Below are 16540 nucleotides of genomic sequence, written 5' to 3'. Positions count from 1 at the left end.
GGAAGTCCTCGTTCAGTCGTGGGGATAGCCGAGCCGCGCATGGGCCTCGGCCTGCAGGGCGCGATGGTGATCGCCGATGTCCCAGCGCGCCTGACGGCGGCCGTCGGCGTCATCGAGCCGGGTCACCGGCCACAGGCCCTGCACGGAGTTGGCCAGGCATACCGCCTCGGCCGTCGCCAGCGCTTCGGGGGAGGTGTCGCCCTCATGGATCACGCCGTCGGCGAGCAGCGCCTGGCGCAGGGTGCCGGCCACGCCACAGCGGTCGAGCCGCGGCGTGTACCAGGCATCGTCCTGCCACCAGAAGAGATTCATGCAGGTGGCCTCGACCAGCCGCCCCTCGGCGTCGCCGAGCAGCCCCTCGGCGATCTCGGGATCGGACCATTCGGCCCGGGCCAGGACGTTCTCCAGGCGATTGAGGTGCTTGAGGCCGGCCAGCGCCGGCTGGATGCCCAGCCGCAGCCGGCAGTGGCGAACCCGCACGCCGTCGCGCCAGCGCGCCCGGGCCGGGGCGAAGGGCACGGCCTGCCAGCGCAGCCGCGGCTCGGGCTCGGCGGGCGCGAGGTAACCGCGCCCGCCGGAGCCGCGGGTCAGCATCAGCTTGAGCACCGCGAGCCCCTCGCCGGCCCGTGCCGGCAAGGCGTCGAGCGCGGCCCGACCCGGCAGCGGAATGCCGAGGGTCTCGGCACCACGGGCCAGCCGGCCCAGATGCTCGGCCCACAGCAGCGGCTCGCCGTCGCGCACCAGCACGGTCTCGAACAGGCCGTCGCCGTAGGCCAGGCCGCGGTCGTCGAAGGGCACGCCCTCCGGCGTCAGCCTGTCGGCGTCGCCCTCGCCTGCCGTGCCGCTCACACCTTGGAGAAGACCAGCGTGCCGTTGGTGCCGCCGAAGCCGAAGGAGTTCGACAGGCTGACGTCGATCTTCATCTCACGGGCGGTATGCGGCACGTAGTCCAGCTCGCAGCCTTCCTGGGGATTGTCGAGGTTGATGGTGGGCGGCGCGACCTGATCTCGGATCGCCAGCACCGAGAACACCGCCTCGACGGCGCCGGCGGCGCCCAGCAGGTGGCCGATCATCGACTTGGTGGAGCTGACCGCCACGTCCTTCGACGCCTCGCCGAGCACACGCTGCACGGCGCGGCTCTCGGCCAGGTCGCCAGCCGCGGTGGAGGTACCGTGGGCGTTGATGTAGTCCACCCCGGCCGGATCGATCCTGGCGTCGCGAATGGCGTTCGCCATCGACAGGGCCGCCCCGCTGCCGTCTTCGGGCGGCGCGGTCATGTGGTGGGCGTCGTCGCTCATGCCGAAGCCGGTCAGCTCGGCGTAGATGGTCGCGCCACGGGCCTTGGCGTGCTCGTATTCCTCGAGCACCATCACGCCGGCGCCATCGGACAGCACGAAGCCGTCGCGATCGCGATCCCAGGGGCGGCTGGCCGCGGCCGGATCGTCGTTGCGGGTCGACAGCGCCCGGGCGGCGGAGAAGCCGCCCAGGCCCAGCGGCGTGGTGGCCATCTCGGCGCCGCCGCAGACCATCACGTCGGCGTCGCCGTAGGCGATGGTGCGGGCGCTGTAGCCGATGTTGTGGGTGCCGGTGGTGCAGGCGGTGGTGATGGCGATGTTGGGGCCGCGGAAACCGTGCTGGATCGCCAGGTTGCCGGAGATCATGTTGATGATCGAGCCCGGCACGAAGAACGGCGAGATGCGGCGAGCGCCGCCCTTCTGGAGGGCGTTGTGGTTATGCTCGATCATCGGCAGGCCGCCGATGCCGGAACCGATCGCCACGCCGATGCGGTGGGCGTTTTCCTCGGTGCACTCGATGGCGGCGTCGCTGATCGCCTGCCCACCCGCGGCCACGCCGTACTGGATGAACAGGTCCATCTTGCGGGCGTCCTTGGGGTTCAGGTACGGGCTGATGTCGAAGTCCTTGACCGACCCGCCGAACCGCGTGTTGAAGCCGCTGGCATCGAAGTGCTCGATGGGGGCGATACCGCTCTTGCCGGCCAGGATGTTGCCCCAGCTCTCGTCCACGGTATTGCCGACTGGCGTGACCAGGCCGAGCCCCGTCACCACAACCCTTCTACGAGCCATCCGCTCTCCTCCAGATCCAGATAGTGTCACGGCCCCGCAGGGCCGTCTTGGCGCGCATTATACCCGACTCCGCGTCCGCTGTGGTCGCGCACCGCCCCCAGACAGCACGAGAGCCGTCCTGCATGGCAGGACGGCTCTCTCACCAGGACGCGTTGTCCCGGGCACACCTCAGCAAGCGGTGTCCGACAACACCCTTACTGGTGGGCGTTGACGTAGTCGACGGCTTCCTGAACGGTGGTGATCTTCTCGGCTTCCTCGTCGGGAATCTCGGTGTCGAATTCCTCTTCGAGCGCCATCACCAGCTCGACGGTATCCAGGGAATCCGCGCCGAGGTCCTCGGTGAAAGAAGAAGAGTTCTGGATGTCCTCTTCCTTGACGTTCAGGCGCTCGGCCACAACCTTCTTCACGCGCTCTTCGATGGTGCTCATTATGAAGTACTCCAGTCGTTCACGTTAAGCGACTGCTAACCAGCCGTTTCAGATCCGCAAGCCAATAAGCTGCGGGGTAGTTTATAGACCGCTCAAGGACAACGCAACCGCCGCATGGCGCGGCTTCAGCGCATGTTCATGCCGCCGTTGACGTGCAGCGTCTCGCCGGTGATGTAGCCGGCCGGCTCGCTGGTCAGGAAACCCACCGCTGCCGCGATTTCCTCGGGCTGACCGAGACGCGTCAGCGGAATCTGGCCCAGCAGCGCGTCCTTCTGCGCCTCGGGCAGGGCCTCGGTCATGTCGGTGGCGATGAAGCCAGGCGCCACGGCGTTGACGGTGATGGCGCGAGAGGCCACCTCACGGGCCAGCGCCCGGGTGAAACCTTCCATGCCGGCCTTGGCGGCAGCGTAGTTGGTCTGGCCGAGGTTGCCCATGGTGGCGACCACGGAGCTGACCGAGACGATGCGACCGAAACGCGCCTTGGTCATGCCGCGCAGACAGGCCTTGCTGACGCGATACACGGACTTGAGGTTGGCGTCGATCACCGCATCCCACTCATCTTCCTTCATCCGCATCAACAGGTTGTCGCGGGTGATGCCGGCGTTGTTGACCAGGATAGTCGGCGCGCCGAACTCCTCGTTGATGGCCTGGATCAGGCCGTCGACGCTGGCCTGGTCGGTGACGTCGAGGCGGCGACCCGCACCCTCGAACCCGTGGGCCTTGAGGTCGGCATCGATGCGCTCGGCGCCGGCATCGCTGGTGGCAGTACCGATCACGATGCGGCCCTGGCGGCCGAGCTCGTGGGCGATGGCGCGGCCGATGCCGCGGCTGGCCCCGGTGATCAGGGCAACTCTAGACTCGCTTGACATGGTCTCTTCCGTTCTCGTCCAGGAGAGGGGGTCAGCCGTTGGCCGACGGCGACTGGCCGGCCGCCTCGCGGGCCAGCTCGAGGGCCGCCGAAAGGCTGTCGGGATCGTTGACCGCCAGCCCGCGGCTGCCCCGTGCGATTCGCTTGTTCAGGCCGGTGAGCACCTTGCCCGGCCCGCATTCGATGAACACCTCAGCGCCCTGGCCGACCATGTTCTCGACACAGGAGGTCCAGCGCACCGGCTGATAGAGCTGCTCGATCAGGCGCGTGCGCAGGGTCTCGACATCGGCATGCGCCTGGGCGTCGACGTTCTGCACCACGGTGTAACGCGGCGCGCGCAGCGAGATGTCATCCATCGCCGCGGCCAGGCGCTCGGCGGCCGGGCGCATCAGGTCGCAGTGCGACGGCACCGACACCGGCAGCGGCATGGCCCGCTTGGCACCGGCCTCCTGACAGGCGGCGATGGCACGTTCGACGGCACCCTTGGCGCCGGCGATGACCACCTGACCGGGTGCATTGTAGTTCACCGCGGACACCACTTCGCCCTCGGCAGCCTGGGCACAGGCCTGCTCGACGGCAGCATCGTCCAGCCCGAGGATCGCGGCCATGGCGCCCTGCCCCATGGGCACGGCGTCCTGCATGGCCTCGCCGCGCAGCTTGACCAGCCGCACGCCGTCGGCGAAAGACAGCGCGCCGGCACACACCATGGCGCTGTACTCGCCCAGGCTGTGACCGGCCATGGCGCCTGGGCGCGGCCCTTCGAGCTCCTGCCAGACACGCCAGATGGCGACGCTGGCGGTCAGCAACGCCGGCTGGGTGCAGGCGGTGGCGTTGAGCGACTCGGCGGGCCCTTCCTGGACCACCTGCCAGAGATCGTAGCCCAGCGCGTCGGCGGCCTCCTCGAAGGTCGTGCGTACCACGCTGTAGCGCTCCGCCAGCTCGCGCAGCATGCCGATCTGCTGGGAGCCCTGCCCGGGAAAGATGAGGGCAAGGGGTTGTGTCATGTCGATCACCTTTGCACTTGTTGACGGATTCCGGCGCTGTCGCTGTCCGTGGCGGCGACGCCGGAAGTCCTGGATCCGCTGTCGGTTCGGTCGCCGCCGGCGGCCGAATCGACGACAGACCGCCGAAGACCTAGTTCGTCGGCCAGCCGCTCGGGCAGGCCATGCTGCACTTCCTGCGCCGCACGGGCCACGGCGTAGTGGAAACCCGCGGCATCGGCACCGCCATGGCTCTTGATGACGATGCCGTTGAGGCCCAGCAGGCTGGCGCCATTGTAACGCACCGGATCCAGCTCACGGCGCAGGCGACCCAGCGCCGGTCGCGCCAGCACGCCTACCAGGCGGCTGGTCCAGTGCGCCTCGAAGGTCGCCTGGACCCGTCGCACCAGCATCTTGGCCAACCCCTCGCTGGCCTTGAGCACGGCGTTGCCGACGAAGCCATCACAGACCACCACGTCGGCCTCCCCGGCGAAGATGCCATCACCCTCGACGAAGCCCACATAGTCGAGGTCGTCGCGCTCGCGCAGCAGCTCGTCGGCCCGCTGCACGCTCGCCGACCCCTTGGTGCCCTCGACGCCGACGTTGAGCAGCGCCACCCGCGGACGCGCAAGGCCATCCACATGGCGCGCCATGACGTCGCCCATCAGCGCGAAGTCGAGCAGTCGCTCGGCCTCGACGTCGACGTTGGCGCCGAGATCGAGCAGGTAGCAGCGCCCTTCCCGATCGATGGGAATCGCCGTGCTGATCGCCGGTCGCGCCACGCCGGCGACGGTACCGAGTGCGCGGCGCGACAGCGCCATCAGCGCCCCGGTGTTGCCGGCACTGACCCCGGCCTGCGCCTCGCCCCGAGCCAGACAGGCCAGCATGGCGGCCATGCTGGAACCCTGACCGCGGCGCAACGCCTCGGCGGGACGCTGATCCTGACGGATCTCCCCGGGGGCATTCTCGATCTCCAGATGCGACGACGCCGCGGCGAGAGGCCGCGGCAGCCGACGGAGCTCTTCCTCCAGCCGCGCGGCAGGGCCGAACAGCCGGATATCGAGCTCGGGATCGGCCATGACGGCGCTGGCGGCGCCTGCCACGGTAGCGCGGGGACCGAGATCCCCACCCATGGCATCGACGGCAATCCGCATGTCAGCGGGCGTCAGGCGTCATGGCGATCGATAGGACGCGTCGCCTCAGGCGTCGACGACCTTGCGACCCTTGTAGAAGCCGTCCGGAGAGACGTGGTGACGCAGGTGCGTGGTACCGGTCTCCTTGTCCTGGGACAGGGCCTTGTTGTCAACCAGGGCGTCGTGGCTGCGACGCATGCCGCGCTTGGAACGGGTCTTGCGGTTCTGTTGAACTGCCATGAGATATCACTCCAGAGTGAATCGATGAGGTAATCAGGTTTTGCCTTTGAGCTGCTTGAGCACCTCAAAGGGATTCTCCGCGGGCGAGTCCGAGACCGACTCGGCGCTCTCCCCACTGCTCAGCTGGTCGCGCGAGACCGCGCAGTCGGCCTCGTCGTGGTAAACCACCTGGGGCAGACTGAGGATCAGCTCGTCCTCGATCATCGCCAGCAGGTTCAGCTGTTCGTCTTCCACCAGCACCGGCTCATGGGTGCTCGGCAGAGAGGCCGCCAGGGCGTCGCTGGAGACCATTCCCAGCAGGAACTCGCTCTCGACCGACTGCGGCATGGGCGAGAGGCAGCGCCGACACAGCAGCTGCAGCTCGGCCGTCAGACGACCGCGGATTTCTCGACGCCCCTGGGCGTCGATGGCGAAGTCCAGCCATACCTCGGCATCACCGTTTTGCACACCGGCTTCATCGGCGAGACGGGGCATATCGCCCAGCGCCACCAGGCCTTCGAGATGTTCGGCATGCGCGGCGAGCTTGTAAGGCTCGACCCTGCCAGGGAGTCTTGAGGTCAACATAGGCGCGCAATGATAGGCACTCCCCTCCCCCCTGTCAAAGCCCGCACGCTTCGGGGTTACAATGCCCGTCTGTTGCGGCAGAGACCGCCCCACCGTGTCACACGAGGACCCCACCATGCCACGTTTGGTACTCGCCTCGAGCTCTCGCTTTCGCCGCCAGCTGCTCGACCGCCTGGAACTTCCCTACGCCTGGGACAGCCCGGACATCGACGAGACACCCCGCCCCGGCGAATCGCCCCGCGCACTGGTGCATCGCCTGTCGCTGGCCAAGGCCGAGCGGCTGGCCGACGACTGGCCGGACCACCTGATCATCGGCTCCGACCAGGTCGCGGTCTTCGAAGGCGAGGCACTGGGCAAGCCTGCCGACGAGGCCGCCGCACGCGCCCAGCTGGCCCGTTTCTCGGGCCATCGGGTGAGTTTCCTGACCGGACTGGCGCTGATCGACACCCGCCATGCCAGCCACCGGGTCTGCCACGAGCGCTACGACGTGGTGTTCCGCCAGCTCGGCGACACCGAGATCGCCCGCTACGTCGAGCGGGAGCGGCCACTGGACAGCGCCGGTAGCTTCCGCATGGAAGGCCTCGGCATCACCCTGTTCGAGCGCCTGGAGGGCGACGATCCCAACACCCTGATCGGGCTGCCGCTGATTCGCCTCTGCCAGCTGCTGCGCGAGGCAGGCATGGACCCGCTGGGCAGCCCCTGAGCACCCTTCAACGCGAACCGCCCCGGCCGGGGCCACGGGGCGGCAGATGACGACGAATCGTCAGACGGGCAGGTGCCCGGGCACAGGACTAGGGCGCGAGCTGATAGCGTAGCGGCGAGGCCGCCTGGGGCACGCCCGCCCACTCGGCGGCGACCCGGCCGAAGCGCCGGGTCAGGCGCTCGAACGGATCCAGCGGCGGCGTGTAATCCCGGGTGCGCGGCGTCTCCAGCCGCTCCCGCGCGAGGGTGTCGATACTGCCCAGCTTATCCACCAGCCCCAGCTCCAGCGCCTGCTCGCCGGTCCAGATCAGGCCGCTGAACAGCCGCTCGTCGTCGGCCAGCCGATCACCACGCCCGGCCTTCACGTCGTCGATGAACTGGCGGTGAGTGGTGGAAAGCACCCGCTGCCAGAAGTCGCGCTGCTCCGGCGAGATATCCGAGAACGGATCGAGGAAGGCCTTGTTCTCACCGGCGGCGAACACCCGACGCTCGACGCCGAGACGCTCGATCGCCTCCTCGAAACCGAAGCCGGCGTTGATGACGCCGATCGAGCCCACCAGGCTGGCCGGCGCGGCCACGATCTCGCCGGCGCCCGAGGCGATATAGTAGGCGCCGCTGGCACCGATGTCCTCGACCACGGCGATGATCGGCTTGCCACCCTGCTCGCGCAGGCGCATCAGCTCGTCATGGATGCGCTGCGACTGCACAGGACTGCCACCGGGACTGTCGATATGCAGCACGACCGCCTCGGCGTCCGGCGCCTCCCAGGCCCGTTGCACGCCCTCGATGACACGCTCGGCGCTGGCCCGGGAGTCGCCATCGATCACGCCCTTCACCTCGACGACTCCCAGGTGCGGACCGGCCACATCGGTCGCTCCGGGCGCCACGAAGAGCCCATAGAGCGTGGTGGAAAGCGACGCCAGGATCAAAAAGGCGAACAGGAAGCGGAAGAACAGCTTCCAGCGCCGCGAGCGCCGCTGCTCGACCAGCACGCCATCGATCCAGCGATCGAGCATGTCCTGCTGGGCCAGGCGGCGACGCTCGCGAAGCGTCTCGGCATCCTCGCCATCCGCCACTGAAGACGCCTCGTCGGCGGCCTCGCGGCGCCGTTTCTCCTCGCGCGCCTGCTGGGCACTGAGCTCGGGCCCCTGGGTCCAGTCGTCGCGTCGCTCGTCGTCCATAACGCCACCTCCTGTCTATCGAGGATAAAAGCCGTGATCAGGCGTGCAGCCAATCGATGAGTGCCGGGAAGGCCTCGGCGGTGTACACCGGACGACTGGCCGCCAGCCGTTCCGGCGCGTGCACGCCGTAGGTCACGGCGACACGATCCATACCCAGCGCCCGAGCCATCTCCAGGTCGTACTCGGTATCGCCGACCATCACCGCCTCCTCGACCGGCACCCCGAGCTCGTCGAGCAGCTCCTGCAGCATCCGCGGATGCGGCTTGGAAAGGGTCTCGTCGGCGGTGCGACTGGCATGAAACCAGTGGCCGCAATCGCTCTCGCGGAAGATGCGATCGAGCCCGCGGCGGCTCTTGCCGGTGGCCACCGCCAGCCGGCTGCCGTCGTCGGCACGCAGCCGCGCCAGTCCCTCGACCACGCCGGGATAGAAGGCCATCGGCGTGACGTCGCCTTCCACGAAATGGTAGGCATAGCGCTGGCGCAGGGCCTCGGCCTGTTCGGGACCGATCCCCGGGCACAGCTTGGCAATGGCCTCGGGCAACCCCAGGCCGATGATATCGCGAACCGCCTCCTCGGACAGCTCGCCCCAGCCGACGTCGCGCGAGGCCGCCTGCATGCAGGCCACGATGCGCGCCAGCGAGTCCATCAGGGTGCCGTCCCAGTCGAAGATCATCAGTCGGTAACGCATGCGGGCTCCGGATCAGCGGGCGTTGCGGGCGCTTTCCAGCACGCCGTCGAGGGTCTCGCCCAGCGGCGCGCGGATCTTCACCGGCTTGCCGCTGGTCGGTTCGGGGAAGGTCAGGGACGCCGCATGCAGGAACAGCCGCGACAACCCAAACTGGGCGGCGATGCGCCCCGCCTCGCGGGTGCCGTACTTGTCGTCGCCGAGCAGCGGATGGCCGGCATGGGCCGCGTGCACGCGAATCTGGTGGGTGCGCCCGGTGATCGGCTCGGCTTCGATCAGGGTGGCACGGGCGAAGGCCTCGCGCACCGCGAAGCGCGTACGCGCCACCTTGCCGCCGCTGTCCACGCGCACCCGGCGCTCGCCGTTGCCGGCGTCGAAGCGATCCAGGCGCGCGCTGACGAAGTCCCGGCGCGCCGGCCAGCGCCCGGCCACCAGCGCCAGATACTGCTTGTTCATCTCGTGCCGCTTGAGCGACTCGTTGAGGCTCAACAGCGCCGGGCGCGACTTGGCCAGCAGCAGGCATCCGGAGGTGTCACGGTCCAGGCGATGCACCAGTTCGAGGAAGTCGAGATCCTCTCGCACCTGGCGCAGGGCCTCGATCAGGCCGATCTTGACCCCGCTGCCGCCGTGCACGGCGAGCCCTGAGGGCTTGTTGAGCACCATCCAGTCCCGCCCTTCCAGCAGCACGCTGCCGGCCAGCAGGTTACGCAGGTTGTCGCTGACCTCGCGAACCGCCTCACGCGGCGCGAGCTTGAGCGGCGGAATGCGCACCACGTCGCCCAGCGCCAGGCGGGTATCGGCCTTGACGCGCTTCTTGTTCACCCGCACCTCGCCCTTGCGCACGATGCGATAGATGAGCGCCCGCGGCGCTCCCTTGATGCGCGTCATCAGGAAGTTGTCGACCCGCTGACCCACCTGGCCCTCGGTCACTTCCACCCACTGAACCTCGCGGCCGTCGGTCATCCCGCTCTCCACTTGCCACCGTCGTAAAGGCCGCATTCTACCGCACTGTGCGCCGTCCTGCCGCCAATTGCTGGGCACCCCCTTTACTGTTATATTGCCGAGGCGTTCCAATGGACAGAACCGTCCGCTTGGCGCCTGCACGACAGACACGCAGGCCGGAACGACGAAATCAGGCCGCGACGACGCTCCCCCATGAGGTCCCGCCGCCGACAGAAAGCGATATGACGCCACGCCCGCCCCGCCTCGCTCCCGACGAGCAAGCGGCGACCACGGGATACGTATAACACCGTGCCGGAGGCCGGCGTTGGCGAATCGATGAATGCCAGGTGTTGGCGGTGACCGCAGGACCGGATGGGCAATACGACGACCCGCCGAGAACATGTCCTGCCTCCGCCCCGTACTCAACATGATCCTGCCGTGCCGGCCCGCCACCGCTAACAGGCCCCGACACGGCCGGGCGCAGTTCCGCTTCCGCGACATGCGCTGAGCACAAGCACGCAGCACCCAGCGGTTCGCCTTCGTCGTTGCCCATGGGCGCCCACCGGCGCGTCCATTTTGCGAGACGACATGAAACGGATGCTCATCAACGCGACCCAGCCCGAAGAGCTGCGCGTCGCCCTGGTCGATGGACAACGCCTGTACGACCTGGACATCGAATCCGGTGCCCGGGAACAGAAGAAAGCCAACATCTACCGCGGCAAGATCACCCGCGTGGAACCCTCCCTCGAAGCCGCCTTCGTCGACTTCGGTGCCGAACGCCACGGCTTTTTGCCCCTCAAGGAAATCTCCCGCGAGTACTTCCTCAAGGAACCCTCGGGCCGCCCCAGCATCAAGGAAGTGCTCAAGGAAGGCCAGGAAGTCATCGTCCAGGTCGACAAGGAAGAGCGTGGCAACAAGGGCGCGGCCCTGACCACCTTCATCAGCCTGGCCGGCCGTTTCCTGGTACTGATGCCCAACAACCCCCGCGCCGGCGGCATCTCGCGGCGCATCGAGGGCGAGGAACGCGCACAGCTCAAGGAGGCCATGAGCCACCTGACCGTGCCCGACAAGATGGGCCTGATCGTGCGCACCGCCGGCATCGGCCGCAATCCCGAAGAGCTGCAGTGGGACCTCGACTACCTGACCCAGGTCTGGGAGTCGATCACCGAGGAAGCCGGCAAGCGCGCCGCGCCCTTCCTGATCTACCGCGAGTCCAACGTCATCATTCGCGCCATGCGCGACTACCTGCGCCAGGACATCGGCGAGGTGCTGATCGACAGCGAACAGGTCCACCAGGAGGCGCTGGGCTTCATCCGCCAGGTGATGCCTTCCTACCAGCAGAAGATCAAGCGCTACGCCGATGAAGTGCCGCTGTTCTCGCGCTTCCAGATCGAGTCCCAGATCGAGACCGCCTACGAGCGCGACGTGAAGCTGCCCTCAGGCGGCTCCATCGTGATCGACCACACCGAGGCGCTGGTCTCCATCGACATCAACTCGGCGCGCGCCACCCGCGGCAGCGACATCGAGGAAACGGCGCTGCAGACCAATCTCGAGGCCGCCGACGAGATCGCCCGCCAGCTGCGCCTGCGCGACATTGGCGGCCTGGTGGTCATCGACTTCATCGACATGTCGCCGGCGCGCAACCAGCGCGAGGTCGAGAACCGGGTCCGCGACGCCCTGAAGATCGACCGCGCCCGGGTACAGATCGGTCGCATCTCGCGCTTCGGCCTGATGGAAATGTCCCGCCAGCGCCTGCGCCCGTCCCTCGGCGAGACCAGCGGCGTGGTCTGCCCGCGCTGCGACGGCCAGGGCACCATCCGCGACGTGCGCTCCATCTCGCTGTCGATCATGCGCCTGATCGAGGAAGAGGCGATGAAGGAGCGCAGCGCCCAGATCCGCGCCATCCTGCCGGTCCCGGTCGCCACCTACCTGCTCAACGAGAAGCGGGCGATGCTGGCCGACATCGAGCGCCGCCAGGGCGTGCGCGTGGTGCTGCTGCCCAACCCCGAGATGGACACGCCCCACTACGACGTGCAGCGCCTGCGCGACGACCACGTCGACGAGGAAGGCACCTCTCACCTGCCCAGCCACGAGCTGCCCACCGAGACCGAGGTCGGCAAGGAGCCGGAGGCCGCCTTCGGCAAACCGGTCAAGCGCGACGAGGCCGCGGTCAAGACCGTAGTGCACCACGAGCCCGCCCCGGCCTCCCTGCAGGAAGAGCCCGCCGAACCGGCGAAGCCCAAGCCGAAGCCCGCCGAAAAGCCGACGCAGCAGCGGCCCGCCCAGAAGCCCGCCGCCAAACCGGCCCCGGCGGCAAAACCCGCTGCCGCTCCCGCCGCTCGCGATGGCGTGCTGAGCCGCCTGGTCAAGGGCTTCTCTCGCCTGCTGAGCGGTGAAGAGACCCCCCCGTCCAGCCAGCAGCGTCAGTCCGAGGGCAGTGGCCAGCGTCAGGCCGGCACCGCCCGCAACGACGAGCGCAGCCAGCAGCGTGGCGAAAGCGGCAAGAGCGGCGACAACCGCTCCGGTGGCGGTAACGGCCGCCAGCGCAACAATCGTCGCGGCGGCCAGCGCCAGGACCAGCGTCAGGAGCGCGGTGACAATCGCGACGAGACGCGCAGCGCCAAGCCGCAACGTCAGGGCGAGGACAAGGCCCGTAGCGACCGCTCCGAGAAAGGCGAGAAGGCCGACAAGAGCGGGAGCCAGAACCGCGGCGGTCGCGGTCGCAACCAGCGCCAGGACGACAACCGTCCACAGTCCGAGGGCCGCAAGTCTCAGGAAGGCAAGAGCCAGGACAACAAGGGACAGGAGCGCAAGGACAAGGACCAGGGCGGCCGCAAGCCCCAGGAACCCAAGTCCCAGGACGCCAAGTCTCAAGACACCAAGCGCCAGAGCGACAAGCCTCAGGACACCAAGCCCCAGAAGGCCAAGGGCGACGCCGAAGCGACGCCTGCCAAGGATGACGGCCAAGCCGAGGCGGACGGCAAGCCCAAGCGCACCCGCAACAACCCGCGCCAGCGTCGTCGCCAGCACGCCCTGAACCCGGAGTCCGTGGCCGAACAGCAGCGCCTGCAGGCCGAAGCCGCCAAGGCAGAAGCACAGCCGGAAGAGGCGAAGACCGAAGCCAAGGCCGAGCAGTCCAAGGCCGAAGAGCCGAAGGCCGACGCCAAGGCGGAACAGCCCAAGGCCGAGACCAAGGCGGAAGAGCCCAAGGCCGAAACCAAGGCAGAACAGCCGAAGGCCGAGACCAAGGCTGAAGCGCCCAAGGCCGAGGCCAAGGCGGAAGAGCCGAAGGCCGAGACCAAGCCCGAGCAGCCGAAGGCCGAGACCAAGCCCGAGCAGCCCAAGGCCGAGACCAAGCCCGAGCAGCCCAAGGCCGAGACCAAGGCGGAACAGCCGAAGGCCGAAGCCAAGTCCGAAGAGCCGAAGGCCGGGACCAAGGCAGACGCCAAGGCCGACGCCAAGGCGGAAGCGCCCAAGGCCGACGCCAAGGCGGAAGAGCCGAAGGCCGACGCCAAGGCGGAAGAGCCGAAGGCCGACGCCAAGGCGGAAGAGCCGAAGGCCGAGACCAAGCCCGAGCAGCCCAAGGCCGAGACCAAGCCCGAGCAGCCCAAGGCCGAGACCAAGGCGGAACAGCCGAAGGCCGAGACCAAGGCTGAAGAGCCGAAGGCCGGGACCAAGGCAGACGCCAAGGCCGAAACCAAGGCTGAAGCGCCCAAGGCCGACGCCAAGGCGGAAGAGCCGAAGGCCGAGACCAAGCCCGAGCAGCCGAAGGCCGAGACCAAGCCCGAGCAGCCCAAGGCCGAGACCAAGCCCGAGCAGCCCAAGGCCGAGACCAAGCCCGAGCAGCCCAAGGCCGACGCCAAGGCGGAGCAGCCCAAGGCCGACGCCAAGGCGGAGCAGCCCAAGGCCGAGACCAAGGCGGAACAGCCCAAGGCCGAGACCAAGGCGGAACAGCCCAAGGCCGAAGCCAAGGCGGAAGCGCCCAAGGCAGACGCTAAAGCCGAAGCGCCCAAGGCGGACGCCAAGGCCGAGACGCCGCGTCGTCGCCGCCGCGCCCATAACGACCCGCGGGAAATCCGCCGTCGTGAACAGGAGGCCAAGCGCCAGGACAGCCAGCAAGGCTGACCCGACGCCCGCCCCTGAAAGACAACGCCCGTGGCCATTGGCCACGGGCGTTTTCGTTGGCGTCTACCGAAGGCGCCGGAAGCGCCGATGTCCCTATTCTGTCGCCAGCCGCGGCTCACGCTCCAGCGTCACGCCGAAGCGCCGCTCCACCGTCTCGGCGACCCGCGCGGCGAAGGCCAGCAGCCCGGGCGCATCGCCGCCGCCGTGGTGCACCAGCACCAGGGCCTGGCGGTCGTGGACGCCGAAGGGGCCATCGCGCCAGCCCTTGAGGCCGCAACGATCGATCAGCCAGCCGGCGGCCAGCTTGGTGCGGCCATCCGCCAGCGGAAAGCTCGGCATGTCGGGATACGCCTCGCGCAGCGACGCCGCGCATTCCGACGACACCACCGGGTTCTTGAAGAAGCTGCCGGCATTGCCGAGCACCTCCGGATCCGGCAGTTTCTCGCGCCGCACCGCACAGACGGCCTCGGCCACCTCCAGCGGCGTGGGGGTCTCCCCGACACGACTGGCCAGGTCGCCGTAGCCCAGGCGCGGCTCGGCCTTGCGCGAGACACGCAGCACCAGCCGGGTGATCGCCACCCGCCCCGCCAGGGCGCGCTTGAAGACGCTGTCTCGATAGCCAAAGGCGCACTCGTCGGGCCCCAGCACCGCTTCGCGGCCGTCGTCCAGATGCACCAGATGCACGGCCTCGAGGCGTTCGGCGAGCTCGACGCCGTAGGCGCCGATGTTCTGGATCGGCGCCGCCCCGCAGTGCCCGGGAATCAGCGCCAGGTTCTCGAGCCCCCAGAGGCCGCGGGCGGCCAGGGCCATGACCAGCTCGTGCCAGACCACGCCGGCCTCGGCGTGCACCCGCACGCTCCCGTCACCGGTCTCTTCCAGCCACCAGTCGTTCATGGCCATCCGGATGACCAGCCCCGGCTGAAAGGCGGGCAGAATCAGGTTGCTGCCGCCGCCCAGCACCAGGGTCGGCCAGCCGGCTTCCCGGGCCATCGACAGCGCCCCGCCGAGCTCGGCGGCATTGTCCGGCGCGACGAAGCGCTCGGCGCGACAGCCAAGCCCCAGGGTATTGGCGGCGGTCAGGTCGTGGTCGGCGAGGATGTCCAGGCTCAAGCGCCCTCCTCCAGTCGCCGACGCACGTCCTCGACGAGACCGCGCGAGGCCGCCTCGACCAGGTCCAGCACCTCCTCGAAGCCGTCGTCGCCGCCGTAGTAGGGATCGGGCACGGCGCGATCGGGCAATCCGGCGAAGGACAGGAACAGGCCGACATGGGCATCACTGTCGGCCGGCCGCCGCGCTTCCAGCGCCGCCAGGTTGTCGTGGTCCATGGCCAGCAGGTAGTCGAAGCGGCCGAAGTCGTCGTCGTCGAGCTGACGGGCCCGTAGGCCGGAGAGATCGAGCCCGCGCGCGGCGGCCGCGGCCTGGGCGCGGGCGTCGGGCGCCTTGCCCGCGTGCCAGGGGCCGATGCCGCAGGAGTCGACCTCGACGCGGCCGGCGAGACCGGCCTCGTCGAGGTGGCGGCGGAACATGCCCTCGGCGGTGGGCGAACGGCAGATATTGCCCAGGCAGACGAACAGCACCCGCATCAGCGCTCCCCCTCGTCGTCGCGGCCTTCCTCCTGCCCCAGGATCTGTCGCACCCGGGCGAGATCCTCGGCGGTGTCCACGCCCGCCGGGGGCGGCTCGCGGGACAGCGCGACCTGGATGGCATGGCCGTGATGCAGCGCCCGCAGCTGCTCGAGCTGCTCGAGCTGCTCCAGCGGCGACGGCGTCCAGTGGCGATACTCGTCGAGGAAGCTCGCCCGGTAAGCATAGAGGCCGATATGGCGCAGCCAGGCATCGGTCTCGAGCAGCTCGGGCCGCGCGGCGAAGGCCTCGCGATCCCAGGGAATCGGCGCACGAGAAAAGTAGAGGGCCCGCCCCGAGAGCGCACGCACCACCTTGACCACGTTGGGATTGAACAGCGTCTCGACGTCGCCGATCGGCTCGGCCAGCGTGGCGATGGAAGCGCCGGGATCGTCCATCAGGCGCACCGCCACCTGGTCGATCAGGGTCGCCGGCAGCAGCGGCTCGTCACCCTGCACGTTGACCAGCACGGCGTCATCGGCGAGGCCCAGCGTATCGGCCACCTCGGCCAGCCGATCGGTGCCGGAGGGATGATCGTCGCGGGTCATCACCACCTCGGCGCCCAGCGGCGCCATGGCGTCACGAATGCGCGCATCGTCGGTGGCGACCACCACCCGTCCGGCGGCGCTGGCCGAGGCCCGGCGCCAGACGTGGGCCACCATCGGCTCGCCGGCGATGTCGAGCAGCGGCTTGCCCGGCAGCCGGGTCGAGGCGAAGCGCGCCGGAATCACGGCGATGAAGTCCTGCATCTTGCCTCCTCAGCCCTCGGCGCCGGTCGACGGCGGCAGCTTCTCGTCCACGTCGATGGCCCGCGCCTCGTCGGGCAGCATCACCGGGATGCCGTCGCGCACGGGATAGGCCAGGCCGTCATAGCGGCACACCAGCTCGCCGGCCTCACGATCGAAGGCCAGCTTGCCCTTGCACAGCGGGCAGACCAGCATCGCCAGCAGTTGCTTGTCCATCTCTCACGCCTCCAGGGTCAGCAT

17 protein-coding genes are annotated in these 16540 nt (G+C 68.9%); 2 read left to right on the top strand and 15 right to left on the bottom strand.

What is annotated here, in order from left to right; translation table 11 throughout:
- Positions 1-12: 12 nt before the first annotated feature.
- The 8 genes from pabC to UN84_RS05720 form a co-directional block, all read right to left on the bottom strand.
- Positions 13-849 carry an aminodeoxychorismate lyase gene (gene pabC / locus UN84_RS05755; protein WP_237022365.1) on the bottom strand — a complete coding sequence of 279 codons (837 nt, stop codon included), beginning with the start codon at positions 847-849 and terminating at the stop codon, positions 13-15.
- Positions 846-2084, bottom strand: coding sequence for a beta-ketoacyl-ACP synthase II (gene fabF / locus UN84_RS05750; protein WP_046079725.1), 1239 nt, complete (start codon positions 2082-2084; stop codon positions 846-848). Before fabF ends, pabC begins: the two co-directional genes overlap by 4 nt.
- 194 nt (positions 2085-2278) lie before the next feature.
- Positions 2279-2512, bottom strand: a complete 234-nt coding sequence (acpP, locus tag UN84_RS05745) for an acyl carrier protein (RefSeq protein WP_016854353.1) — start codon at positions 2510-2512, stop codon at positions 2279-2281.
- A gap of 125 nt (positions 2513-2637) precedes the next feature.
- Positions 2638-3381: a 3-oxoacyl-ACP reductase FabG gene (fabG, locus tag UN84_RS05740; protein ID WP_046079726.1), complete on the bottom strand. Its 744-nt coding sequence runs from the start codon at positions 3379-3381 to the stop codon at positions 2638-2640.
- 31 nt (positions 3382-3412) lie between these two features.
- Complete coding sequence (fabD, locus tag UN84_RS05735; protein WP_035599061.1) at positions 3413-4384, bottom strand: ACP S-malonyltransferase; 972 nt, start codon at positions 4382-4384, stop codon at positions 3413-3415.
- Positions 4385-4389: 5 nt separating this feature from the next.
- Positions 4390-5514 (bottom strand): phosphate acyltransferase PlsX, encoded by a 1125-nt coding sequence (plsX, locus tag UN84_RS05730; RefSeq protein ID WP_107182387.1) that lies wholly within the window; start codon positions 5512-5514, stop codon positions 4390-4392.
- Positions 5515-5559: 45 nt separating this feature from the next.
- Positions 5560-5733 carry a 50S ribosomal protein L32 gene (rpmF, locus tag UN84_RS05725; RefSeq protein WP_035599067.1) on the bottom strand — a complete coding sequence of 58 codons (174 nt, stop codon included), beginning with the start codon at positions 5731-5733 and terminating at the stop codon, positions 5560-5562.
- Between the two features lie 33 nt (positions 5734-5766).
- Entirely contained in the window at positions 5767-6297 is a 531-nt protein-coding gene (locus UN84_RS05720; RefSeq protein ID WP_035599068.1) for a YceD family protein, read from the bottom strand.
- A gap of 115 nt (positions 6298-6412) precedes the next feature.
- Here UN84_RS05720 and UN84_RS05715 point away from each other — a divergent pair, with 115 nt between their 5' ends.
- Entirely contained in the window at positions 6413-7000 is a 588-nt protein-coding gene (locus UN84_RS05715; RefSeq protein WP_046079729.1) for a Maf family protein, read from the top strand.
- Positions 7001-7088: 88 nt separating this feature from the next.
- On the opposite strand, the gene sppA is transcribed toward UN84_RS05715, so the two are convergent.
- Genes sppA through UN84_RS05700 form a run of 3 tightly spaced genes read right to left on the bottom strand, consistent with a single transcriptional unit; the run spans position 7089 to position 9828 of the window.
- Positions 7089-8180: a signal peptide peptidase SppA gene (gene sppA, locus UN84_RS05710; protein WP_046079730.1), complete on the bottom strand. Its 1092-nt coding sequence runs from the start codon at positions 8178-8180 to the stop codon at positions 7089-7091.
- 37 nt (positions 8181-8217) lie between these two features.
- Positions 8218-8868, bottom strand: coding sequence for an HAD family hydrolase (locus UN84_RS05705; RefSeq protein ID WP_046079731.1), 651 nt, complete (start codon positions 8866-8868; stop codon positions 8218-8220).
- Positions 8869-8880: 12 nt separating this feature from the next.
- Entirely contained in the window at positions 8881-9828 is a 948-nt protein-coding gene (locus UN84_RS05700; RefSeq protein WP_046079732.1) for an RluA family pseudouridine synthase, read from the bottom strand.
- 567 nt (positions 9829-10395) lie between these two features.
- Here UN84_RS05700 and rne point away from each other — a divergent pair.
- Positions 10396-13932, top strand: a complete 3537-nt coding sequence (gene rne, locus UN84_RS05695; RefSeq protein ID WP_173834968.1) for a ribonuclease E — start codon at positions 10396-10398, stop codon at positions 13930-13932.
- Between the two features lie 93 nt (positions 13933-14025).
- Here the strand turns inward: rne and murB are convergent, their stop codons facing one another.
- Genes murB through UN84_RS05675 form a run of 4 tightly spaced genes read right to left on the bottom strand, consistent with a single transcriptional unit; the run spans position 14026 to position 16516 of the window.
- The gene (gene murB, locus UN84_RS05690; protein WP_173834967.1) at positions 14026-15042 is read right to left on the bottom strand and encodes a UDP-N-acetylmuramate dehydrogenase; all 1017 of its coding nucleotides are present in this window, start codon (positions 15040-15042) and stop codon (positions 14026-14028) included.
- The gene (locus UN84_RS05685) at positions 15039-15515 is read right to left on the bottom strand and encodes a low molecular weight protein-tyrosine-phosphatase (RefSeq protein ID WP_046079735.1); all 477 of its coding nucleotides are present in this window, start codon (positions 15513-15515) and stop codon (positions 15039-15041) included. The genes murB and UN84_RS05685 overlap by 4 nt, the downstream gene beginning before the upstream one ends.
- Positions 15515-16303: a 3-deoxy-manno-octulosonate cytidylyltransferase gene (kdsB, locus tag UN84_RS05680; RefSeq protein WP_046079736.1), complete on the bottom strand. Its 789-nt coding sequence runs from the start codon at positions 16301-16303 to the stop codon at positions 15515-15517. Before kdsB ends, UN84_RS05685 begins: the two co-directional genes overlap by 1 nt.
- Before the next feature lie 9 nt (positions 16304-16312).
- Entirely contained in the window at positions 16313-16516 is a 204-nt protein-coding gene (locus UN84_RS05675) for a Trm112 family protein (RefSeq protein WP_016854367.1), read from the bottom strand.
- Between the last annotated feature and the right edge of the window lie 24 nt (positions 16517-16540).

Source organism: Halomonas sp. HG01 (assembly GCF_000968715.2).
Classification (GTDB): domain Bacteria; phylum Pseudomonadota; class Gammaproteobacteria; order Pseudomonadales; family Halomonadaceae; genus Halomonas; species Halomonas halophila.
Note: the sequence above shows the minus strand (reverse complement) of the source record. Positions and strands in the feature narration are given on the sequence as shown.